Here is a 22,913-nt window from a genome sequence, read left to right on the forward strand (position 1 = left end):
CTACTTTTTTCTGGAGGCCTTATAATGAACTTGTAAATAATTAATGGAGGTAACTATTATGGCTGATAAAAATATTCAAACTGAACCAGAAATTTTGAATTTACGAATGAATGCAGAGTTCGATTGGAGCGATGATAAAAACATTGTACGTGACGCAATTTGGAATCACATCATGGAAGCAAATGCTCACGACACAATCAAGACCGAAGAAGCCATGAAACCATTTCTAGATTACACAGATACCCAAGTTCGTGACTGGGTCGAAAAGAACTTGAAAAACTAATTCATATTTTTAACAGAACTCATTATATTGGTGAGTTCTGTTTTTATTTGCCATAACACTCAATAGCACAAAAAAAGCCGTGAACAAAATTAATATTTTGTTCACGACTTTTTATTTAATCGGTTTAGAATACTTAACGGTTGATCGAACGGGCCATACGACTAACAGCATGACGTTGACCACGAATCGTCTTGCTTAACGTAAAGATGTTTTCAACTGGTGCCATACCGCCATAACCTGCATCGCCGATATGCTGGATGTCAACACCACAAATTTTATTCCGAATACCTATATTTTCAATATATGACGTTGAACCACTTTCTTGACTAGTTCCGATGGTCGACATAACCAAAGCATCAGCATCATGAGCGATTTTAACAATTTCAGTTAACTCACTGTCAGTAAATCCTGGCACTGTTCCTACTGCAGGTACTAAGATAACATCAGCGCCTGCAGCAATAAATTGCTGAACAATCTTTGGATTAACTAATGGTTCATTCACGCCAGCAGCATGCATTTTACCTGCAATAACTAAGCCGGAGAATTCTTTTTTAGCAACTTTAATATTTTTGACGATTTGCTCATTAGTCACTCCTGTACCGGGATTACCTGTTAATACGACGAAATTAAATCCTAATCGTTCTAACTCGGCTAAAGTTTCTGGTGTTGCTGTTCTACCCCTTGCAATTTCTAAACGATCCTCTAACATATCGGCATCCGTATCAATTGGTTCTAGATTAACCCCGATTGGTCGACCGACTAAACGCTGCAAATCTTTAATAATTCGACCATCATGACGTGGTTTAGCTGTTGCCATTGTTTCTTCACCAGCATATAACCCCATAATAGTTGGGTTCATCACATCCATATCATTCAGAAGAATTAAATCTGCGCCGAAAGCAGCTGCAACTTCGGCATTGGTAATATCTTCACCTAATGGTTGACTCGTCACAACATCTTCACTGAGAATGACACGCCCCTCACTTGCTTTAATACTATCTTTTAGCTCAGCAGCTTTCATTGTTAAGATTTCACTCGTATTAGCGCTAATCAAACGTTTAACCATATTTTCCTCCTTAGAATCTTCAGAAATTAACTCCATTGTAACCCATTACAACGATTTGAAAAACGATTAAACATATAAATACACTGAAAAGAACATTAGAATAGAACCGATCATCACAAAAATATGCCAAATTACATGAATATACTTAATCCCGCGCATACTGTAAAGCAATGCACCGAAGGTATAGGCGATACCACCAGCGATTAACAACCAAAGACCTGTTTGACCTATCGCCTTGGCTAACGGTTGCGATGCTAAAATAATCATCCAACCCATTAAGACATACAAAATCGTTTCATAAAATTGTGGTGCATTTGTAAAAAGAATCTTCATCAAAATCCCAGCAATTGCTAACGCCCAAATAATACCGAAAATTGTCCAACCATGCCAACCGCCAATCGCAACTAATGTGTAAGGCGTATAAGTTCCGGCAATTAAAATAAAGATTGAACTATGATCGAAGATTTGAAAAACATGTCGTGCTTTGGTAAAGAACAAACTATGATATAACATTGAAAACAGGTACAACAAAGCCATACAGGAGCCATAAATAGTAAAGGTGACAATTCGCAGTACATCATGAGTTGCACTTGCTTTAACAACTAATAAAACCAATGCGGCTACCGCTAATAGGAAGCCCACACCGTGAGTGATTGCGGAAAAAACTTCATTTAACAATTGATCATGATGTGTTGGATGAGCTGGTGATGTGAACAATTTTTTGATCGTCATAATAGTACCTCTCAGATTTAGTTAACTATATTATAGTACACAATACCAAATATAGTTAATGAAATGTTTATTACCTGGTTTTTAATATTAGATAATAGCTTAAAAACGTATTATTTGCTTTTTTAAATATAATTTTGTAAAATTTTACTTATAAATAGTAAGGAGGAACAAATTATTATGACAAAAACAATTGGTTTATTAATTGGTAGTTTACGTAAAGGATCATTTACTCGCGCTATTGCCGAACAAACTGCGGCTCTGCTACCTAGTGATTATACAGTAAAGGAAATTTCAATCGGTGACTTACCTCTGTACAATCAAGATTTTGACGATGAAGATCAAGTCCCTGAAGAGTGGCAAAGATTTCGTAATGAAATGAAAACTGTTGATGCTGTAATTTTTGCAACACCAGAATATAATCGTTCTGTTCCAGCCGTCTTAAAAAATGCCCTTGATATTGGCTCGCGTCCATATGGACAGAGCATTTGGGATAAAAAACCTGCAATTATTTTAAGTGTTTCTCCTGGTGCTATTGGCGGTTTTGGCGCAAACCATCATTTACGTCAGTCATTGACATTCTTGAATATGCCAATCGTACAACAGCCCGAGGTCTATATCAGTAATGTTACCAACATTCTTGATGAACAATTAAAGATTTCTAATGATGGCACAGTTAAATTCTTACAAAGCGCTATGGATACATTTGTTGATTTAATTCAACGCTTTGATAAATAATTAAATATTCACGCCAAGCAAAAAGACCACGATGAGATTTCGTCGTGGTCTTTTTTGCTCTAATTTTATTTAATATATGCGTACTTGTAATTCCATTGTGTCCCAGCAGTATTATGAATAATACCTTTAACATCGGACTTTTGCATAAATGAATAAACGCTTTGGTATAGCGGCGTTATGCCTTGATCATTTGATAATAATTTACTTGCTTGAACCATATCTTCCCAACGTTGCTCAACATTATTCGCATCTGTTTTAGCGGCTTTTTCTAACAACGCATCATACTCACTATTATGGTACTTGCCATAATTATAATCAGTACCAGTTTCAGGAATAGTCAGGAATGAAATTGGATCATTAAAATCAGCACCCCAACCCGCTAAAGCAATATCGAATTTACCTTCACGGCGTTCACTAGTAGCGACTTGTGTTGGAACGGCCCGGATCTTAATCGTTAAACCGGATAAAACCTTTTCTAATTGTCCCTTTAAATATTGGATAACAATCCCGGTTGAAGGATCATCGCCGTTATCATTACCAGCAAGAATTGTTAACGTAATTTTGTGAATACCCGTGGCTTTTTGTGCAGCTTGCCACTTCACTTTGGCTAATTTAGTATTGTAATCCATTGTATTAGTTGTTTTTTGCTCTACAGAGAAATCTTGACCTGTTTTAGGATTCTTTGCTAAGTCTGTTGATACAAAACCTGTTGGCACAAGTGAACCATTACCTAATACTTTCTTAGTCAGTTGCTTACGATCAAGCGCTAATGAAATTGCTAAGCGCGCATCACGATTGGCCAAAAGTTTCTTTTTATTTGCATCAGTATTAGCAAAATTATAACTTAGAAAACTAACATATGAATATGGATATTGAATGTATTCTTTATCATTTTCATAATTAGCAACTTGCTCTTGAGATAATTTACTTAAATCAAGCTGATTATTTTGATAAAGATCTAAACTAGTTTGGGCATCGCTAACGACTTTATAACTAATTGTCTGTAGCTTAACTTTTTTAGCATCCCAATACTGATTATTTTTAACAAACTTCCAAGAATTATTTGTTCCCTTCCAACCGCTAATTTTAAATGGACCACTATAAACCATATACTTTGAATTGGTAGCATATTTTTTACCATATTTCTCAACAACTTTTTGATTTTGCGGTGCAAATAACGGATAAGCCATCAGAACTTTGAAATATGAAATTGGCCGATCTAAGTTCACAACAACCGTCTTTTTATTCGGTGCGCTAATTCCTAATTTATCTGGTGTTAGCTTGCCTTCACTGATTGCTTCTGCATTCTTAATGCCATTAAACAGATAAGCATATTCTGACTTGGTCGCTGGATCAATCGTTCGCCGCCAAGAATAAACAAAATCATGAGCAGTAATTGGATCACCATTACTCCACTTAGCAGTACGTAAAGTGAAAGTGTAAGTTTGACCATCGGCACTTACCTTAGCAGATTTGGCTAAACCCGCCGCAGGTTTACCGTTGTTTCCTAAACGATAAAAACTTTCATAAACATTACCCGTCTGGCCATAACCTGATGAAGTAGAGATATCAATTGTGTTTAATTGAGCTGCAGCAGCCAATTTTAGCGTTTGTGAACTGGTACCTGATTGATTAGACTTCTTCGCACCACATGCTGTTAAAACCAACGTTAGTGCTAATAAAAGACCGTAACCCAATTTCTTAATTAATAATTGCTGTTTTACTTTCATTCTTTATTCCCCCGCTATCCTTCTTCTAAAATTAAAAAGAGACCGTGCCTAATTGCGCACAGTCTCTGCTTATTTACTTACTCATCGATTTACGGACTAACATCGATTTGCAGATAAGAGAGTTTCCCGACATGTGCACACAAATAAACTGTTATTTGGACAACAACAGTGGCCCATCTTTGTTTTTGCAAGTCTTAAAGTGTTAACCATCTTATCCACCCCTTTTCTCTCAACCATCATACTTGGTAAAAGTAAGCCTGTCAATGGTGAACTCTCTTAATATCCAAAAATTATTCTTAATCAGCTATAATCGTAAGTACAACATCCCTTGTTGCTACAATTAAAATATATTTATAACTAAGATAACCAAATTCATAATTAAAATATAAATATAATAGTGAAACGACCAAGTATATAATCGTTTTTTAAATTCAATTAGAGCTTTAGTACAAGGTGATATCTATGCATATCGCCGTTATAACTCGTTGTATTGATCTCAATACTGAGTATAATCTTCGCATCAGTGATTGTCCTATTCTTGGCGTTAATATCGGCAATTCAATGACACAAATTAAAATTCCTCGTTTAATTCAAGCTGATTACTAAGGTAAGTTTAATTTTGATAAAGCATAAGAGCTCTATCAATTTGCCGACATTACTTAAACTAATGAGGATTAACGAATAGTTAAAACAATTAAATCAATTAAATCAATCTTAACTATTGATGAAAATTATCAACCCGACAATAACCAAAACACGCTTCAATAAGGTGCGGCTAATAAAGAACACATTTATATTGATTCACGACCAATATAAATGTGTTCTTTTTTATAGTGAAATATGTTTCGCCCAAGTTCTATTCATTTTATAAAAAACTGGGACTGAGCTCTAAGACAAATGAACAGACTCGTTTCATTTTATCATGAGATAAAGGTACGAGACGGATGCACTAACTTACCCGCCCCCTATCTTTCATCCTTTTAAAAATTATTCAAAATGAACTAACGTGTGGACCAGACTCAGATACGCCTGCTTCAAGAATCTTAATATCTGTCAATAATTGCTGGTCAGTTACTAGTTTAGATTGTTTATCTATAATTGCCGCATACATTGCGTCATATACTCGGCCGTAGTCACCTTGTGGCGTTGGTAAGTCCTTTTCAATCCAATCTCCGTTACTATTTAAATACTTTAAATGACCAAAGGCACTAGGTGTATCAATACCAAAGTTAGATTGACCTGGCATAATGCCTGCCTTTAAATCATTTTCTTGTTGATCAATTCCATATTTAATAAAACTTCCCCTTGTCCCGTTTAAAACAAAAGATGGATAAGTATACGCAACAAGTGGGCTGGATGTGACAACCGCCTTTAATTTCGAATAGAAAAGCTGAGTTTCATAATAATCATCCAGCGTACCTTGATTTTGCTGTGCTCGAACATCATAAAAAACATGCTTTGGTTGCCCAAATAATGCAACAATTTGATCAATCGTATGAATGCCCAAGCCATAAAATTGACCATTAATTGGCTCACTATTAACAAATTGGTCACTAGGACGAAAATGATCCATATGTGATTCAAGTGTTAGTGGTTCGCCAACATATCCAACTTCTAGAACCTGTTTAAGTGCTAAGTAATCACTATCAAATCGTCGATTTTGAAATGGCATCGCAATCAAACCGGTTTCTTTAGCAAGCTTCAATAATTCTGCAGCTTGTTCAGACGTCTCACAAAATGGTTTTTCAACCAAAACATTTTTGCCATGTAATAGTACTTGTTTAGCCAAATTATAGTGTGTTGCGGCTGGTGTTGTAATTGAAACCATTTGAATTTCAGGATCTTCAAGCACGGCGGTAAAATCTGTGGTTAATTCAACACCATCAGCACGCAAATCGTCTTGCTGTTTATGATAATGTCTGAAACGATGGTCATAAACCATTTTAACCTTAATTTGAGAACGTTGTTTTAAATAAGGCAAGTGATACCGATTGGCACTTTTACCAAATCCAGCAAAGGCAATAACTAATTGTGTCATTTGATTTCTCCTTAATTATTTCTTACAGATATTCTAATCATATCATTATTATTAATAATTTCACCAATATTTATTTAGCAATTAGTAAGCCTGTGATGATTTATCTACGATATAAACTTTGAACAAGATAAAAATTCAAAATTTATATATTTTTTTAATTATTTTAATTAGAAAAACTATAAAATAAACAATTATTTCTAATTATTTAATCGCTATCATATCAACATTTGTAACTCATAAAATTCATTATGAGCGATTCATTAAACCTTGTATCTCATTAACCTTTCATGAATAAGTACGCGTATGGGTTTATAATGCTTTCATAGACTATTTTTCTCTCAGAAAGGGGAGTACTATGGCTGAAAAGCAGAACTCGAAGCAATTATTTTGGTATAATATTGCATTGCTCGCATTCGTAGCCGTCTGGGGATTGGGTAACGTCGTAAACAACTTCGCACAAGAAGGTTTAGTCGTTGTCGTTTCTTGGATCTTAATCATGATATTATACTTTGTCCCATATACTTTGATGGTAGGACAAATGGGCGCGACCTTCAAGGATGCTGAAGGTGGTGTCTCAAGTTGGATTAAGGAAGTGTCGACTAAACGATTGGCCTATTTTGCAGCTTGGACTTACTGGGTCGTTCATATCCCTTATTTAGCGCAAAAACCTCAAGCAATCATGATTGCTCTTAGTTGGTTCTTTAGCGGTAATGGTAATTTTGTTAACATTACTTCTTCTATGGTTGTTCAGGGATTAAGTTTAATTATCTTCTTAATCTTCCTATATTTAGCATCTCGTGGTATTACGACATTGAACCGCATTGGTAGTATTGCTGGCATGTCAATGTTTATTATGTCAATTCTTTTCATTATTCTTGGTTTATCTGCTCCTGCAATGACTGGCTCTTCTATTGCGACAGCAAACATGAACCATATCAGCACCTACATTCCAAAATTTGACTTTAAATACTTCACAACAATTTCAATGTTAGTCTTTGCTGTTGGTGGTGCCGAAAAAATTTCACCATATGTTAACAAGACTAAAGATCCTTCGAAGAACTTCCCTAAAGGTATGATTGCCTTAGCTATTATGGTTGCTGTTTCAGCAATTCTTGGTTCATTCGCAATGGGTATGATTTTCGATGCTAAGCACATTCCTTCTGATTTGATGGCTAACGGTGCCTATGTTGCCTTTCAACGTCTTGGCAAATTCTATCATGTTGGTAATGTTTTAATGTATATCTACGCTATTGCTAATGCCATGGCATCTATCGCCGCTTTTGCGGTTTCAATTGATGCACCATTACGTATCTTGTTAGACGATGCTGATCCTCAATTCGTACCATCAGCATTACGTAAAAAAAACGCTGATGGTGTTCCAGTTAACGGTTATAAATTAACTGGTGTTTTAGTTGGTATTATCATTATCATTCCTGCATTAGGAATTGGTGGTACAAACACACTATATAACTGGCTGCTCAACTTAAACTCAGTTGTGATGCCACTTCGTTATCTTTGGGTATTCTTCGCCTTCATGCTTTTAAACAAGCATTTGGACAAATTCCATTCAGATTATATGTTTATTAAGAATTCCAAACTTGGTTTTGGTATTGGTTTATGGTGTTTCATCTTCACAGCTTTTGCTTGTATCTTAGGTATGGTTCCAAAAATCACCTATGCTTCAAGCCCTTCAGAGTGGTGGTTCCAATTAGCATTAAATATTGCAATGCCTATCTTCCTAATTAGTTTAGGCTTAATCTTACCTGCAATTGCTCGTCGTCAAAAAAGTGAACTTTAATTTCTAGAATATTCAAAGGGAGACAAGTATTGTCTCCTTTTTTTATACGCTAAAATTCGTTGAAATGTTTTAGATTATTTCCCGGGAAATAATATTCTCGAATGCTTAAATCTAATAATCGCAGTATAACACGCTTTTTAGAGCGTATTGTTGTCCCAACATTATTTAAAACGCTATTGGAATGTGCCACTAATGTGCCATCTCAAGTATAGAGTCTACTGATTTTCAGTAGGCTCTTTTTGTTGAGATTAAGTGCTACAAACACTTCTTCCTTGCATTATAGGTCCAAACTAAGGTCTTTCCTAAGAATACGCTCAAATGAAAGCGCGAAATTTATGATCGCCGAGTTGCTGGATGAGCCGTGCTGAGCCAACGTATTGTGGTGGCCGCCGTGTCATTGAACATAGAAATCAGTAAATTCCTCACCAATCCCAGCTGGCGATCTCATAATGGATTGGAGCGGATCAATGCGACGTTGCCTCTGATCGTTGCGATGGCTTAGTTCTGGCGCAATCACGATTAGCATACGCGTCAAATCGGTTTCAGGTTACAAACCGCCACGGTATTAGACGAAGATACGCTGTGGCTACAATACCGCGTGACTGATCCGCAAGGGTAGGCAAACAAATACCGCTAATCCGTGATTTAAGGATTGACCGTATCTTTGTATCTAGGCGTTAATGCGACGCGCAGCATGTTTGAGCAGAAACGGTGCCAATAACGTTGTTAAGATGACTGCGGTGATGATTGCTGAATAGTAATCCCCGCTGATCAGCTTGGCTTGATAGCCGATCTGCGCAATAATCAAGGCCATTTCTCCGCGTGAAACCATACCTGCACCGACTAAGTATGATTCATCTAAAGCAAACCCGGAAAATTTGGCGCCGCTACCTGCACCCAAAAGCTTAGTCAGCGTAGCGACAACGGTCAAGACGACGATCAATAATAAGTCGTGTTCGATTCCGGCTAACGACATGTTCAGCCCAATCGAAACGAAGAACACGGGAATGAAAATCGCGTAGCCGATCGGTTCAATACTTTGATCGACTTCATGAGCGACATGCGTCTGGGCAATCGCAATCCCGGCAAAGAAGGCCCCGATAACTGCACTCAGCCCGATCAGATCCGCGATATACGCCATGCCAAAACATAAGATCATAGCCATCAACGTCGGTCCGACTGGAATCAGTAATTTGGTCCCGAGCTTGGCGAGAATCGGGGCGATGAAGCGCACGACGAAATAAATCGCGACAAAGTAGATCAACTGCTCCAAAAAAGTCAGGGCCAGTGGGATTTGCGTGGTCGAACCCGTCGTCGTACCCATTACACTGACCATAATGCTGAGTAAAACGACCGCCAACACATCATCGACCACCGCCGCGCCAAGAACCGTCGAACCACTTTTGCTATCAAGTAAGTTCAACTCCTTCATCACGGCCACCGAAATTGAAACAGATGTGGCGGCAAAGATGACACTTAAAAATAGGCTTTCAAACTGGGTCAGTCCGAACCAAAGCCCGACTGGATAAATCAGCGCCATCGGGACCAAGACGCCCAACAATGCAACAATCACACTAGGACGTAAGTATTTTTTCAACAACGTAAGGTCACTCTCTAATCCGGCAATGAACATCAAGATAATGACCCCGATTTCTGAAAAAATATGGATAAACTCATTGGGATGCACCCAATTCAACAATGCTGGGCCAAGCACGATACCAACGAGCAACTGACCGATCACTGCCGGAATACCAATCCGCGCTGCCAAGTGGCCGATTAAACTGGTAGCAATCAAAATGATGACAAGTGCGCCTAAAAATTCCAAACCAAAACCTCCTCATACAAAAAACGTAAGCCAAGTACCTCTTTCACACCCCTGAAAGAGAAAACCTTGAGCTTACGTCAACCGATTGATCTATTTAAGTTTTAATAACATCTTTTAAATTTTAGCAAACCGTGCCGTCATTTTCAAGCGAAGCACACATCGAGCCTGGGTTACGGTTCTTGAAAAAAAGCTGATTCTCTATGTTTATGTCCTCTAAATTGTACTTGACAAAGACTACAGAATAAGTTTTAGTGTTTAAGATGTTAAACGTTAGAACTATTATACGGGAGATATCGATGACTAAACATAATTCAGAGGAAACGCTGGCGATTTTTCAAAAAAGCGCTCCGGTATTATCTATCTTACTCGATGAGAACCGACAGCGGATTTTGCTGATGCTTTGCCAAACCGATCAACTTACCGTCAGTGAAATCACAGATCGATTATCGCTGTCACGCCCAGCAGTCTCGCATCATCTCAAGTTGATGCGTGATGCTGGAATATTAGCGGTCAACCAAGTCGGAACAGAGCGCTACTACCGCACCAACATGGCAGACGCACTCGGACTACTCAAACAACTGGTCACCGCGCTTGAGGCAGATGTCGCAGGCAAAAAATAGTCGTTTTGGACGACCATTTTTAAGGCCTATACGTTTAAATGTCTAAACGTTAAAAAATAGTCTTGTGGTAAAGAGTCAAGGAGTTGAGGCAAGATTCTAAGATCTATTTTTGAAAGTTGAGCGTACACTTCCCCCAGCCCACAACTTTCTTATTTTTCGGTTGCGGGGAAGCGTCCGTTAAACTTCGCCAGTCACGCTAGACCATTTTCGCAGGTTGGTACAATTCATGGTTCTTCATCAAAGTGAGAACTAAGCGTACAAGCTTGCGAGCGGTCAATAGACAGGCGCGACGATGTTGATACTTTGGAACCTCCCGATATTTCTTGTCGTAGTAGCGGGCAAATGTGGGATCGTACGTTCTTACTTTGTTGGCAGCTTCAACTAAGTAATAACGCAGGTACTGATCTCCGCTGTGAACACGTGGCGTCGCTTGACGCTCCGTGTTGCCTGACTGACTTCTTTGCCAGACTAGGCCGGCGTATTTGGCTAAACTTGCTTCATTCTTGAAACGCTCTGGTTGTGCCACCTCGGCGACAATACCCGCCGCGTATACTGGTCCAATGCCAGGAATACTGCGGAGGCACTTCGCTTCAGGTGTGGCGTCGCATAAGGCGGTGATGCTCTTATCCAGCTCTTTAAGCTGTTTGGCAAACATGCGGATCTCGTTGGCATACATGCCCAAGACAAGATTCACAGAATCCATCACTTGCTTATCGAGTCGGTATGAGTCACGTGCTGAACGCTTGAGCGCCTGGGCGACTGCTTCGGGATCGCCGAAGCGGCCACGACCAAGTTTGTTGAGATCATCGGTGAGCTGTTCTAGCGGTATCTCCGCAAGCTCGTCCAATGAGTACCGCTCATCGGTCAAAACGGTCATCATGGTGGCGCCAAAGACTGAAGTCGGTAGCTCTGCGTCGATCGTGTTCATCTTAAAGTACAAGTTATTGAGGAAGTGGTTCTTACACCAAGTCATTTCCTTGGTCAGATGAAACCTTTCACGGGTTAGCCGTTGAAGCGCGATGTGACGCTCATCGCGAGGCACTGGCACTTGATAACGGCCTACTCGAAGAAAGTCGGCGATGTTACGGGCATCAACCTTATCCGTTTTATCCTGATCGTACACTTGGCTGAAGCGATGCGTCATCTTGGGATTCAAGGTAACGACTTCAAGACCGAGAGCCTGAAGCTCATCGTCCTCTTCTAAGGCACGAGAAGGCAGAACGTTGTAAACAGAAGTTGCTTCAAGGCCAATGATAGTACGTTCATAGTCGTGCTTCTCATTGGCATCTAAGATGCATTGCTTGATGGCATTTGTGCCAGCTGGTCGATTCAAGACAGAGTCCTGAAAGATGACCTTCTGATCACTATCCATACCACAAAAATCAAGCTTAGCTTTTGAAACATCAATACCAACATTCAAGTTCATAAGACTGGACCTCCTTTCTTTGCAAATTGGTCTGCTTTATCAGGTGTTGCACTTCGATTTTAAACCGAGGGAATAAAAATACTCGAGGTGATTAAGTGAGGCTTCAAAAATCTTTGGAATATACGCTGAGTTCAGGCCGCACAGAATTGGAATTCCAGCTGTTTGTTGAAGTGTAAAGCTGATCATCTTCTGATAATCTTCTGTTTTTAACCTTGCTTGATGAATCAATTCTCCGTGAAATTCAACAACGCCACCGTTGTCTGCAATGAAAGCCAAAGGCAAATCTGGAAATTGAGCTTTCAGTGTGTACAGTGGCCGTACAGTGGCCGTCCACTGGCAATCGCTGTGACAACGCCGACATGATCTAACTGACTTACAAGTTTATAAAATTCTTCTGGAACGTGTTTGTCTGATGTTAATAAAGTTTCGTCCATATCTGTAGCGATAAGTTTTACGGATCTCATTGAACTTCACTCCTAGTATCAGTATAGTTCCATTATAAGGCGCGAAATTAGCGGTAGAATGTTAATATTGCGCGGATGAATATAAAAATCGTACAGAGGCGACAAAATGGAAATAAAGGTATTCTCAGATTTTTCTGAAGAAATGCAGTATAACATCAACGACTTTCCACTCTATGTGCGAATCAATAAACTTTCCCAGTTTGGATATTGGGGCGCGTGTCACTGGCATAGTGGGGTCGAAATTGTTTCTATTCTTGATGGAACTATGGATTTTTTTATAAATGGTCAAATTGTTACACTCTTACCAAAAAGTATTCTCCTTGTTAACAGTAAGAGAATGCACTACGGATTTTCCGACACCAAAGATGAGTGCACGTTCATTGACATGATTGTCGAACCAAGCCTTTTCGATAGTAGCTGTAGCTCTATTCAAAAGCAGATAGATAATTCATTTGGACGGTCATCAGAAGATTACCTGTTGTTTGATTGTAAAAGCGAGGCAGCACAAGAGCTTGCTTCCGCTGCGCGGATAATTCATGGGTTAATGAGTACCCCCAAGCCGAATATGATAGATGTTCAGGTAGAATGTATGAAAGCCATGAGTAGGTGCATCAAATTTATGGGTCACTCAACGCGAAATACTGAACATACTGTAAATAATCAGGAAATTTGGAAAATGGTTGACTATATACATCGCCATTATTTTGAGACAGTTCAGATCGATAATATTGCCGATGCTGGCAAAGTTTCTCGAACTCGATGTTTTAATATTTTTCGTAATTATTTGGCACAGACCCCAACCGAATATCTCACACGATACCGCCTCGACATCAGTCTAAAGTTACTTGCAAAGACAGATATGTCAGTAAAGGAAATTAGTTCTAATTCTGGATTCCAGTCGGTCAGCTATTATTGCGCAACTTTCAAAAGACTTTTTGGTTGTACTCCGTTGGAATATCGAGAGAGTATCTCAAACAAAAAATAGAAATTGGCAATAGAATTCTGTTGGGTTTCTGGAAAGCATAAAGGCCTGGCATACATACCCGTGGATTGCAGTGGGCATGTATGCCAGGCTTTTTTAGATGCCGGCGGTGATAATCCAGTTGTTACTTTGCTTGGAAAAATCGAATTGTATCTAGTCCCTTATTGTTATCAGTCAATCCCGTTTCTGCTGATCATCCCGGTATGATTGTATGGCCTTAAGCTCCTGGTAAACTTGATGAATTTCCTTAATAGGTATATCTCGATACTTGGATTGTTTCGTGATTTTTCGACCATTCTGATCCGTTTCCGGTTCACCGTCTTCATCAACAGGTGTGTACGGGCGAAAGTATTGCATGATTTGATCAAGCTGTTCCGATAATCCATCTAATTGTCGCGGTGAGAAATCCTTCATCATATGCATAACCCGACGTATTTCCGTCACCTTTGGCATATATTCGTCAATTCGATCAAGAATGGCCGTAGTTTCTCCAACTGCGGTCTCTTTTTCTGTTCTCAAAAGTTCTGAAGGCATAACATTGAAAAATTTAGCAATGCCGATCAAGTTCTCGTAGGTTGGGTGGTTATTCTCACGTTCCCAGTTAGAAATAGCTTGTCCGTTAACCGGAGTATCCAAAGCAGCTCCAAGTTCTGCTTGGGATAACCCGCTTTGAATACGGAGCCGTTTTAGATTTGGGCCAAAATAGTGCACTTTTGTCATATTAATCACCTCGTTATCAGATTACCAAACAGCAATACCTATACCAAGTTGCACAACTATATTTGAAAGTTATGTAGCTATGAAAAAGCTAAGGAAATCTGTTGAAAGTCTTGATATCATTGCGTTAACGTATAGCTTGTCAATACGATTAGTGATGAAAGGAGGAACCCTCGCCGCCGTGCGCGGCGTGCAGCGCGAAAGCCGCTAGCGCGAGCGGCGGCGGTCGGCGTTAGCCGGCCGCTGTAGCCCCCAGTGTCTAATAGGGGGGCAAATACAAGTAACAAGAAATCCGACGGTAGGCATAAAACGCCCGTGGCAAGGCCTTGCCGCACAGGCGGAACGCCAAATTGCTGTTAGGACGCATAGAAAGGAGCTAACATGCTCAAAGACTTAAACTTAATTGGCGGTATGACCAACAAAGATTGGCTTGATCAAGTCCACGACGAGATGCGCGACAATGGTATTACACAAGGCCAGCTCGCCGACATGGCTAATTACAGCCGGTCACACCTGAATCAACTGCTGGGTCGCAAGAAGCCACTCAACGATAAAGCCCGATTAGAACTATCATTGGCGTTGCGTGCGTTGACCGGTCAGAATAATCTGGACGTCTGTATCGACTATCTCGGCATCACCTTCAAGACGCACGACTACGAAGAACTGATCAACGAACTGTTCCAAATTAGCCCGATCCATTTCAATCTTCACGAGGGCGCTCACTACGGTTATTCAGCAACCCTGATATGCGGTGAAATCAATATTATGTTATCGCCTTACCAAGACGTGGATGCCGAAGACTACAATCCGAAAGACGACAGTGGCACAATGATTGAACTTAAAGGTCAAGGGTGCCGCTATGTCGAATCATATCTGCGATCACAGAACCGGACTTGGTATGACTTCTTGGAAGCGTGTATCAAACTTGAATGTCACTTCACCCGACTTGACTTAGCCATCAACGACCGCAACGGGTTACTAGATGTGCCAACACTAATCGAGAAGTGCGACCGTGATGAATTCAGCTCGCGCTTTCGCGGGTTCAGGGATAACCGCACCAAACAGTGGCACGCCTCTGGACGTACGTTGTATCTCGGCTCACCACAAAGCGAAGTCAATTTCTGTATCTACGACAAGGCGTTTGAGCAACATCAGAAACACCCAGAAATCGCCATCGAAGAGCAACCAATCCGTACCCGCTTTGAAGTACGCCTACGCCGCGAGCGTGCCGCCACAGCGGTTGAGCATCTATTAGCGACACGTGATCCTGAGCAAGTCGTGTTCGGCATCATCAATCAGTATTTGCGTTTTCTCACCCCCAGCCACAAACCGAAAAGCGAGTGGGCGTTAGATCCCCGCTGGGCAGCATTCATCGGTAACAATCGGGATAAGTTGCGCCTGTCCACTAATCCGGAGCCGTTGAACTATGACCACATTACGCGATGGTTAAGAAAGCAAGTCGCACCCTCGCTCAAGATGTTGCAGGTGATTGACCAGTACAACAACACGAACGAACTCAAGGCTATCATTGACAGTGGTAAATTGACGCAACGCCACTGGGACGTGATCCACCATTTTCAGCATCAACGCAACGGTATTATGACAGATTCAAAGCAACGTGAGAAATCAAAAAAGAGCGACTACGCCGACCAAAGCAAGTAGTCACCCTTCACAGATAAACTATGGGTTCTATCTGGTTTGATTATCTCACTCCCACCAAACTTTAGGAAGTGATTTGATTGAATATTAATGCACCAGAACAGCCAGTCTTCCTGACGATGACAAGAGCTGACCTTATCAAGCTGGGATACAGTCCATCGCAAGCAAGCCGTATCATCAAAATGGCAAAAGAGTTGTTGCTCAAACAAGGCCTCGGATGGTACGGTAAGAAAGGCGTAGACCGTGTTCCAGTGGAAGCAGTAGACGCAGTATTAGGCTTGAAACTAAGCCAACTTGAGGGTGCACCAAGTGGCCTTTCCGCAGTTAAGGAGGAACTATCTTGACTACGAAAGACCCAATTACAAAACAAGCGGATGGTACTTTTAGCTTCCGCGTAAGCTTAGGAACTGACAAACGGACTGGCAAGCGAATTCAAAAGCGTGCCAGCGGCTTCAAAACGAAAACGGAGGCGAAAAAAGCACGAGTTGCAATGTTGGTGGCGGGGGTCGCCGATGATGAGGACATCAAGAAGACTAAGTTTGGCGAATTTATGGAAGACGTGTTCAAACCTTGGTATAAAACCCAAGTGAAACCACGTACCTACCGCCAACGGCTAGTCTTGATGAACAGTGAGTATCTGACTAGATTCAATGACATCATCATTGACCAAATTCGGCCGATTGATGTGCAACATTGGCAAGTCAGCGTACTCAAAGGCTGTAAGCAATCTTATGCGCGTACTATCAACATTATGTTAGGTCAAGTGCTAGGACGGGCTAAGGCGCTAGGTATCATCACCGAGAACCCAGTCCGGGTCGTTGGCCTCATCAAAAAGAAGAAAGCGAAGATCCAGTTCTGGACGCAAGCCGACTTCCAAAAGGTGCTCGCCAAGACAAATACCGACACGTACACGGGCCGCTTTGATTACACGATGTTGTGGTTCATGTTCATGTCAGGCTTGCGTAGCGGTGAAGCACGAGCGTTGAAGTGGGCAGACGTTGATCTCGAAGCTAAGACCGTGAACGTCAATAAGACGATGGACTATCACAACCGCAACTGGTTTGAAACACCAGCGCCAAAGACCGCCGCTAGTCGCCGTACCGTGGCACTTGATGATGATACCGTGGCGTGCTTAGGCGCGTGGCAGACCGCACAAGCGGCGATGGTGAATTCCGAGTGGGTATTCTCACGTGATGGGATTCCGTGCTCTGACCAGCAATTCATTGATATTGTGGACGCGTACAGCACACTCGCTAAAGTTCAGCGAATTACCGTGCACGGGCTTCGCCACTCGCATGTGTCGCTGTTGATCAGTCTCGGTGAAAATCCGCTCCAGATCAAAGAACGTCTGGGACATGAAGACATCGAAACGACGCTTGGCACTTATGGTCATCTCTACCCCAACAGTAACTTTGAAGTCGCAAAAAAGCTCAACGGGATCTTCTCCGAGGAGGCGCCCAGTGAGCCAAAATAATTTGAAAAGGGTCAAAACTGTGCCACCGTAAAATCGGTGGTGCTAGAAACGTTGATACCACGGGACGGGTGCGAGATGTGCCATTGTTCCCGGGAAATAATCTTTTTAGTTCAAGCCAAAAGATATAGATTGAGGCATGTTAGAAATACTGATAACATCAATGATTTTAGGCGATAATATTTTATTAACATTTCAATCTTAAACTAACTAGATTTTTTATTTTAACAAAACACCATAGTTTAAAAATTCAAATTCAGTTTTTCATTTCATGGTAGCATAAAAAAAGCAGGAAGGAACCCGGATTTTTATCCAAGTTCCTTCCTGCTTTTTCTTAACTAATATTCTGGTTACTGTCTAGAAGTTGCTTAATACATTGGCGTTCAATTTTTTAATAATTAATTTTGCTAACTCTAATGCATTTTGATAGTCTTCCAAAGCAATAAAACAATACGGCGTATGCGCATATCTTACCGGTACACTAATGACGATGGTAGGTGCCCCATTATAACGATTAATAATTGCACCGTCTTGTCCGCCACCAGTTCTAACTGATCGCTGAACTGGAATATTGTTTTCAGCAGCAACATCTAACGCAAAACGTTGAAAATGTGGATTAGTAACAATAGTTGAATCAAAATCACGTAGCATTGGGCCTTTACGTAACCCAGATTGAATTAAATAATCCGGCATAACAGTATCATCAGCTGGTGCACCTTCAAAAACGATTGCTAAATCTGGTTTGATTTTACGAACGACAACTTCTGCACCGCGATCGCCAACTTCTTCTTGAGAAGAGAGTCCAGCAACAACATCAACATCCAATTGTTCAGTGGCAATATCATTCATTGTCGCAGCCAACAATGCCGTCCCAATTCGATTATCAAATGCTTTTCCTAAGAACAGCCCAGACTTCTCATTGTATTCACAAGTAACATCAGGAACGACTGGTGCACCAATTTCAATTCCATACACGTCACGAACTTCTTGAGCACTTGAAGCACCAACATCGATACTCAATTCATCCGGCTTAGGTAACCGTGTCCGCTCTTCAGCTGTCATGAAATGCGGTGGTGTACTACTTACAATTCCAGATAGCCATTCACCATCGTGATTACGAACTTTAACCTTTTGTGCAGGAACCGTAACCATGGCCCAGCCGCCAACATTAACGAACATCATTTGACCATTTGGCTTAATTGCTCTAATCATAAAACCAACTTCATCTGAATGGGCGTCCAACTCAACAACTGGTCGATCACCACTGTTGAATGGTTGGTTGACGAAAACATTCCGCATATGATCTTCAGTAACCGTGCCCGCATCTTTAACCTCATCTTTGAATAATGCCGTCACTTCATCTTCAAATGAGGATATACCACGTGCATTGGATAAGTCTTGAATCAATTGAATCGATTTTTCTTTTTTCATTTTTTTTGCCCCTTTGTCATTGTTTCACGTGAAACTTTCTCTTATATTTTATCATTTTATAGTTATAAAAGGTCAAACACCCTAATTGTTTATATTAACCCGTTCAACTATTTAACTAATGTCCAGTCATTCTCATTCTTTAATTGTAACTAACTGTTTATATTGTCAAAATACAAAAACAATCCAGCTTCATTAATGTTTTTCACAACTACCTCGCTAGTTATTGTAAAAGTACCAGCCTTTTCTTGCCATAACGGTGTTGCAAAACGAGACGAAAAGCCTAGCTCAGCATTAGCATTTAATTCTGGTTATGATTTCAGTTTTGCACCTGCGAGGATCACGGCTTTGCAGCGCTTACACCAATAAACAGCTGCTCTGATGCCAGCGTAGTTAGTCGTAAATGCTATTTAAACACCCTCTTTATTTCAACGCTGTTGTGCCTTAGCAGAACGATTCTTAGCTAACTCAATATTAAATCCTAAAGCTGTCATGATTGGTATGTGATTCTACCAATAGCTCTGCAGAATCCGCCATTGATTACGCGCAACTTTTCTGGATCTAATTCATTAATTTTTAACCCGTTCTCTCGGGCCTGTTCCACAATGAAGTGCGTAAAATACTTAGGCTCCATCGTCTCTGGCATTTTGATCTGAACCGCCCATATTACTCCCTTGTCATTAGGAACAACCTGAACGCCGATTAAAGCTAAACCAACATGGTATAATGCAACTGTTCCAGACTGTACTCTTACTTTATCGACATTTAGCGTAATTTTACCAACTGTATTACCGAAATCCAATGATAATTGTTCATTTTACTAGCTACCTTCAATTTTCCTCACAATACTCTCCTTTATAGAAATAATTTAGAATAGATAAAAATTGCACTAATTGAGTACATTACTTGAATCTAACTCCATTAAACGTTGAGCAAGTTCTGCATTGACAATTCGCAATAAAATAGCATTATAATTGTTAAACGCTTTACCAATATCGCCATACCAAACAATATTATCAATAATTACGTATTCTGTCCGTGTAGATTTTGCGATTATTAAACGCATATCGTGATTTTTTGACATACTTTTAATCCATTTGACTACTTTGACACTAGAACTAATGATAATTTGCTTATCAACATCGTTAATATCATCCTTTAATTGCACCAAAAAATTATTCTCTTGATATAACAAGGAAAATCTATTTTCCCCGTCGTCAAACAAACGATAATTTAACTTTGCATATAACTTTAATCGCTTTTGATACATCTTGTTAAACATTGGAATAGCATAATCAACATAATCGTATACACGTAATTCTGATTTAGTATCCAAATCACGGTTCATTCTGCCGATATATTGTTGCAATCTTCCTGACCAAGAAATAGGCATTGTTAATATTAACGTATCAATTGATGGAACATCAAATCCTTCACCAGCATACTTTCCTGTTGCAAGGATAATATAGGTATCAGTATCATTTTTTATATTCTCAATAATAGTTCTATTAAGCTTATCCTTCTGACGCCCAGAAAGTTCATAATAAGATATCTTTTCGCGTCTTAGTAACTCAATTAATCGATCAATATGAGTTAAACGTTCAGTTAAGACAATAATATGTCTTTTGTCATGATAATTTTGTTTAATGTCGTTAATTATCTGTTCATTTCGATCTTTACTGTTAACGATGAGTTTATAATTCTCATTAATTGTATTGTTCAATGCTTCATTACCCAATTCATTAATACTAGTAAATCTTGAGTGGAGCACGTAACTAACACTATTGAGATATTTTTCATCTATTTTTGCCGTTTCATACTTAATATCTCCAATGCGCATATACGTGATCTTTTCTAGTTTGTCACTACGTTTTACTGTTGCCGAAAATCCGTATATATATTTGGCTGGAATCCTTTCAATTAAATGTTCATATGTCTTGGCAGCAGCATGATGAACTTCGTCAATTATAACCATTCCATAGTCAGATAAAATTGCTTCTAAATCATGACGCTTCACCAACGACTGAAATGTAGCAACATCCACATTACCACTTCGCATAAACTTTTGACCGTACATTTCACCAATCTTGGGTTTCTTCTTAACTCGCCCTTTTGGTGTATATTCTTGGAATGGTTCATTTTTCAAATCTAAAAAATTTTCAAGTGAGTCCTTCCATTGTTCTGCTAGTTGTGTCGTATGCACTAATATCAGCGTACTTACTTTTCTATCAGATATTAAAGCAATTCCCAATATAGTTTTGCCGAATCCAGTTCGTGCCGAGATTATCCCGGTCGTCTCATTTTTCAAAGCATTAAAAGCATGTTGTTGATCAGATTTTAAGACACCTTTAAATGTCATCTGTAAAATATGACCCGAATTGGTTTTATCAATAATCTTTGCCTTCGTCAAAGCTACTAAACTACCTTCGAGGCCACGAGGAAATGATAATTCATTCTCATTCTGAGAAAAAGTCGATAGATATCGTGGAACTCGATAGGTTGAACGTCGTTGATTTTGTAATTTATAAAATTCTGGGTTTGAGAAAGTTGCCATACGCTTCAGTTCTGCAATCTGGTATGCTGATAACTTTTTAGTTGGAATATGTAATACGGCATCCTTATTTACTTGTAAATCTGGATATTTTTCATCATCTGACTCGCGCAAATCTTGTTGCTCAATATTTTTTGTCAATTGACACTTTGCGCTCAACGTTCCTTGAAATTCATTTACCTCATCAAGAGTATACTGTTTCACTTTAGATAAATATTCCCATTGATTTTGAATGGGCAATAATTGGTCATCTAGAAATACAGAACAATTTTCTGCAGCTCGCTTCCCTTGTAATGGAGCCGAGATCAAATTGCCAAAACCACCACGCGGAATAAAATCCTGGTTGGGAAACATGCGATCAAATGCATCAAAAGACATACCTGGATTTTGATACATTGCAATATTAAGAATTGTTGAACCCAATTGTCTAGCAGTCTTGGCAGAAATACTTTCTGAGAATAAAATCCACAAATGACTACCATTTCCAGAACGGGACAGCTCAACCTCAATTTGTAAGCCGACCGATTTTGCAATACTTACAATACTTTTGGTAATTGCCTGCCAATTCACTTTATCTATATCGAGCACAAGAAAATTACAGGTACTATCCTTGTCCAGTGGGAAAAGTCCAATCATTTTTTTACCAGTTAAATGATCCCTAATTACTTGATCAGTTAGTTGTTTATATTGATCACGCTTTCCGAACACTCTATCAGGCGTAAATTTACGCTCACCATTTTTAAAATATTCAATCGCATACACATCATGTCGTGACCTGAACAATTTTTTAAACAGCATAACTTGCTCATTTAAATGACTAAATTGAGAGCTTTCAGTCTGTGGTTTAACCATATTTGCCATAAATCGTGTTTTAGATATCACGTAAATTGTATCGTCTTTCTCCACAACAAATACGACGACATATTGCTTTTGCTCAAGATCATACGCAATGTGTAGCACATCAACTATCTTACAATTTTTTGAATAATAGCGTCCTTTTTTTATTTCCACGAATTATCACCTGAGAGTAATGTCATATTTAAGCTACACTTAATCTGAATCGAGTTTAAAACCCCCACTCAAGTCTTCACACTAAGCATAGCATTATCTCGTTATTATTCATAATTAACCTTATTATTTTTGCACCACTCGATTGCAATTTTACGATATGTCAAATCCTTAAAATCATACCACTATTGCAACAAGCCTAATCTTTCAACCGTATCACGAAAATTACGAAATGCACCTCGACAGCATATGCTGCGATCGAGCCGATCCCGATCTTCTTCTGATGTAACCAAAATGAATTTTTCCATGATGTGATAATCATTTATATCATATTTAGATGGTAATTCTAAATACTGCTCAGAATTTTCTTCAACATTATC

General features: G+C 39.6%; 19 protein-coding genes. 8 read left to right on the plus strand and 11 right to left on the minus strand.

What is annotated here, in order from left to right; genetic code table 11:
* Positions 1-58 precede the first annotated feature (58 nt).
* Positions 59-283 carry a P8 family protein gene (locus tag EKM65_RS01440; protein WP_225420359.1) on the plus strand — a complete coding sequence of 75 codons (225 nt, stop codon included), beginning with the start codon at positions 59-61 and terminating at the stop codon, positions 281-283.
* Positions 284-416: 133 nt separating this feature from the next.
* On the opposite strand, the gene EKM65_RS01445 is transcribed toward EKM65_RS01440, so the two are convergent.
* Together EKM65_RS01445 and trhA are read right to left on the minus strand one after the other, a co-directional pair.
* Complete coding sequence (locus EKM65_RS01445; protein ID WP_125604764.1) at positions 417-1,349, minus strand: DUF7916 family protein; 933 nt, start codon at positions 1,347-1,349, stop codon at positions 417-419.
* Positions 1,350-1,415: 66 nt separating this feature from the next.
* Positions 1,416-2,081 carry a PAQR family membrane homeostasis protein TrhA gene (trhA, locus tag EKM65_RS01450; protein WP_125604766.1) on the minus strand — a complete coding sequence of 222 codons (666 nt, stop codon included), beginning with the start codon at positions 2,079-2,081 and terminating at the stop codon, positions 1,416-1,418.
* 177 nt (positions 2,082-2,258) lie between these two features.
* Between trhA and EKM65_RS01455 the strand changes: the two genes are divergently transcribed.
* Positions 2,259-2,816: an NADPH-dependent FMN reductase gene (locus EKM65_RS01455; RefSeq protein ID WP_125604767.1), complete on the plus strand. Its 558-nt coding sequence runs from the start codon at positions 2,259-2,261 to the stop codon at positions 2,814-2,816.
* Positions 2,817-2,881: 65 nt separating this feature from the next.
* On the opposite strand, the gene EKM65_RS01460 is transcribed toward EKM65_RS01455, so the two are convergent.
* Both EKM65_RS01460 and EKM65_RS01465 read right to left on the minus strand, forming a co-directional pair.
* Positions 2,882-4,546, minus strand: a complete 1,665-nt coding sequence (locus tag EKM65_RS01460) for a peptide ABC transporter substrate-binding protein (protein WP_125604769.1) — start codon at positions 4,544-4,546, stop codon at positions 2,882-2,884.
* Positions 4,547-5,537: 991 nt separating this feature from the next.
* Positions 5,538-6,584, minus strand: a complete 1,047-nt coding sequence (locus tag EKM65_RS01465; protein ID WP_125604771.1) for an oxidoreductase — start codon at positions 6,582-6,584, stop codon at positions 5,538-5,540.
* 355 nt (positions 6,585-6,939) lie between these two features.
* Between EKM65_RS01465 and EKM65_RS01470 the strand changes: the two genes are divergently transcribed.
* Positions 6,940-8,382: an amino acid permease gene (locus EKM65_RS01470; protein ID WP_125604773.1), complete on the plus strand. Its 1,443-nt coding sequence runs from the start codon at positions 6,940-6,942 to the stop codon at positions 8,380-8,382.
* 670 nt (positions 8,383-9,052) lie between these two features.
* Here EKM65_RS01470 and EKM65_RS01475 read toward each other — a convergent pair.
* Positions 9,053-10,207 carry a cation:proton antiporter gene (locus EKM65_RS01475; protein WP_125604775.1) on the minus strand — a complete coding sequence of 385 codons (1,155 nt, stop codon included), beginning with the start codon at positions 10,205-10,207 and terminating at the stop codon, positions 9,053-9,055.
* 296 nt (positions 10,208-10,503) lie between these two features.
* Here EKM65_RS01475 and EKM65_RS01480 point away from each other — a divergent pair, with 296 nt between their 5' ends.
* A complete protein-coding gene (locus EKM65_RS01480) occupies positions 10,504-10,827 on the plus strand; it encodes an ArsR/SmtB family transcription factor (protein ID WP_125572183.1) in 324 nt (107 codons plus the stop codon).
* Between the two features lie 196 nt (positions 10,828-11,023).
* Here EKM65_RS01480 and EKM65_RS01485 read toward each other — a convergent pair whose 3' ends face one another.
* Entirely contained in the window at positions 11,024-12,253 is a 1,230-nt protein-coding gene (locus EKM65_RS01485; RefSeq protein ID WP_125572182.1) for an IS110 family RNA-guided transposase, read from the minus strand.
* A gap of 299 nt (positions 12,254-12,552) precedes the next feature.
* On the minus strand, positions 12,553-12,717 hold the full coding sequence (locus EKM65_RS01490; protein ID WP_125572181.1) for an HAD family hydrolase: 165 nt from the start codon (positions 12,715-12,717) through the stop codon (positions 12,553-12,555).
* Between the two features lie 106 nt (positions 12,718-12,823).
* Here EKM65_RS01490 and EKM65_RS01495 point away from each other — a divergent pair, with 106 nt between their 5' ends.
* Positions 12,824-13,702, plus strand: a complete 879-nt coding sequence (locus tag EKM65_RS01495; protein WP_125572180.1) for an AraC family transcriptional regulator — start codon at positions 12,824-12,826, stop codon at positions 13,700-13,702.
* 171 nt (positions 13,703-13,873) lie between these two features.
* On the opposite strand, the gene EKM65_RS01500 is transcribed toward EKM65_RS01495, so the two are convergent.
* The gene (locus EKM65_RS01500) at positions 13,874-14,419 is read right to left on the minus strand and encodes a helix-turn-helix domain-containing protein (protein WP_125572179.1); all 546 of its coding nucleotides are present in this window, start codon (positions 14,417-14,419) and stop codon (positions 13,874-13,876) included.
* A gap of 378 nt (positions 14,420-14,797) precedes the next feature.
* Here EKM65_RS01500 and EKM65_RS01505 point away from each other — a divergent pair, with 378 nt between their 5' ends.
* The 3 genes from EKM65_RS01505 to EKM65_RS01515 all read left to right on the plus strand — a co-directional run bounded on the left by EKM65_RS01505 (position 14,798) and on the right by EKM65_RS01515 (position 17,549).
* Complete coding sequence (locus tag EKM65_RS01505) at positions 14,798-16,078, plus strand: replication initiation factor domain-containing protein (protein ID WP_125604777.1); 1,281 nt, start codon at positions 14,798-14,800, stop codon at positions 16,076-16,078.
* 77 nt (positions 16,079-16,155) lie between these two features.
* Complete coding sequence (locus EKM65_RS01510) at positions 16,156-16,419, plus strand: DUF3173 family protein (RefSeq protein ID WP_225420360.1); 264 nt, start codon at positions 16,156-16,158, stop codon at positions 16,417-16,419.
* Positions 16,416-17,549, plus strand: coding sequence for a site-specific integrase (locus EKM65_RS01515; RefSeq protein ID WP_125604779.1), 1,134 nt, complete (start codon positions 16,416-16,418; stop codon positions 17,547-17,549). Before EKM65_RS01510 ends, EKM65_RS01515 begins: the two co-directional genes overlap by 4 nt.
* 354 nt (positions 17,550-17,903) lie before the next feature.
* Here the strand turns inward: EKM65_RS01515 and EKM65_RS01520 are convergent, their stop codons facing one another.
* The 3 genes from EKM65_RS01520 to EKM65_RS01530 all read right to left on the minus strand — a co-directional run bounded on the left by EKM65_RS01520 (position 17,904) and on the right by EKM65_RS01530 (position 22,536).
* Positions 17,904-18,977 (minus strand): M42 family metallopeptidase, encoded by a 1,074-nt coding sequence (locus EKM65_RS01520; protein WP_125604781.1) that lies wholly within the window; start codon positions 18,975-18,977, stop codon positions 17,904-17,906.
* 487 nt (positions 18,978-19,464) lie between these two features.
* On the minus strand, positions 19,465-19,776 hold the full coding sequence (locus EKM65_RS01525; protein WP_125604783.1) for a hypothetical protein: 312 nt from the start codon (positions 19,774-19,776) through the stop codon (positions 19,465-19,467).
* 87 nt (positions 19,777-19,863) lie between these two features.
* On the minus strand, positions 19,864-22,536 hold the full coding sequence (locus tag EKM65_RS01530; RefSeq protein WP_125604785.1) for a TOTE conflict system archaeo-eukaryotic primase domain-containing protein: 2,673 nt from the start codon (positions 22,534-22,536) through the stop codon (positions 19,864-19,866).
* Positions 22,537-22,913: the final 377 nt, after the last annotated feature.

The sequence above is a fragment of the Lapidilactobacillus bayanensis genome (assembly GCF_003946695.1).
In the GTDB taxonomy this organism is placed as follows: domain Bacteria; phylum Bacillota; class Bacilli; order Lactobacillales; family Lactobacillaceae; genus Lapidilactobacillus; species Lapidilactobacillus bayanensis.

What these genes read in the sequence shown, in the direction of transcription:
- EKM65_RS01490 (WP_125572181.1), bottom strand. Translation starts at nt 12,717, where the DNA reads ATGAGATCCGTAAAACTTATCGCTACAGATATGGACGAAACTTTATTA.
- EKM65_RS01495 (WP_125572180.1), top strand. Translation starts at nt 12,824, where the DNA reads ATGGAAATAAAGGTATTCTCAGATTTTTCTGAAGAAATGCAGTATAAC.
- EKM65_RS01455 (WP_125604767.1), top strand. Translation starts at nt 2,259, where the DNA reads ATGACAAAAACAATTGGTTTATTAATTGGTAGTTTACGTAAAGGATCA.
- EKM65_RS01485 (WP_125572182.1), bottom strand. Translation starts at nt 12,253, where the DNA reads ATGAACTTGAATGTTGGTATTGATGTTTCAAAAGCTAAGCTTGATTTT.
- EKM65_RS01505 (WP_125604777.1), top strand. Translation starts at nt 14,798, where the DNA reads ATGCTCAAAGACTTAAACTTAATTGGCGGTATGACCAACAAAGATTGG.
- EKM65_RS01500 (WP_125572179.1), bottom strand. Translation starts at nt 14,419, where the DNA reads ATGACAAAAGTGCACTATTTTGGCCCAAATCTAAAACGGCTCCGTATT.
- EKM65_RS01440 (WP_225420359.1), top strand. Translation starts at nt 59, where the DNA reads ATGGCTGATAAAAATATTCAAACTGAACCAGAAATTTTGAATTTACGA.
- EKM65_RS01470 (WP_125604773.1), top strand. Translation starts at nt 6,940, where the DNA reads ATGGCTGAAAAGCAGAACTCGAAGCAATTATTTTGGTATAATATTGCA.
- EKM65_RS01480 (WP_125572183.1), top strand. Translation starts at nt 10,504, where the DNA reads ATGACTAAACATAATTCAGAGGAAACGCTGGCGATTTTTCAAAAAAGC.
- trhA (WP_125604766.1), bottom strand. Translation starts at nt 2,081, where the DNA reads ATGACGATCAAAAAATTGTTCACATCACCAGCTCATCCAACACATCAT.
- EKM65_RS01445 (WP_125604764.1), bottom strand. Translation starts at nt 1,349, where the DNA reads ATGGTTAAACGTTTGATTAGCGCTAATACGAGTGAAATCTTAACAATG.
- EKM65_RS01465 (WP_125604771.1), bottom strand. Translation starts at nt 6,584, where the DNA reads ATGACACAATTAGTTATTGCCTTTGCTGGATTTGGTAAAAGTGCCAAT.
- EKM65_RS01460 (WP_125604769.1), bottom strand. Translation starts at nt 4,546, where the DNA reads ATGAAAGTAAAACAGCAATTATTAATTAAGAAATTGGGTTACGGTCTT.
- EKM65_RS01520 (WP_125604781.1), bottom strand. Translation starts at nt 18,977, where the DNA reads ATGAAAAAAGAAAAATCGATTCAATTGATTCAAGACTTATCCAATGCA.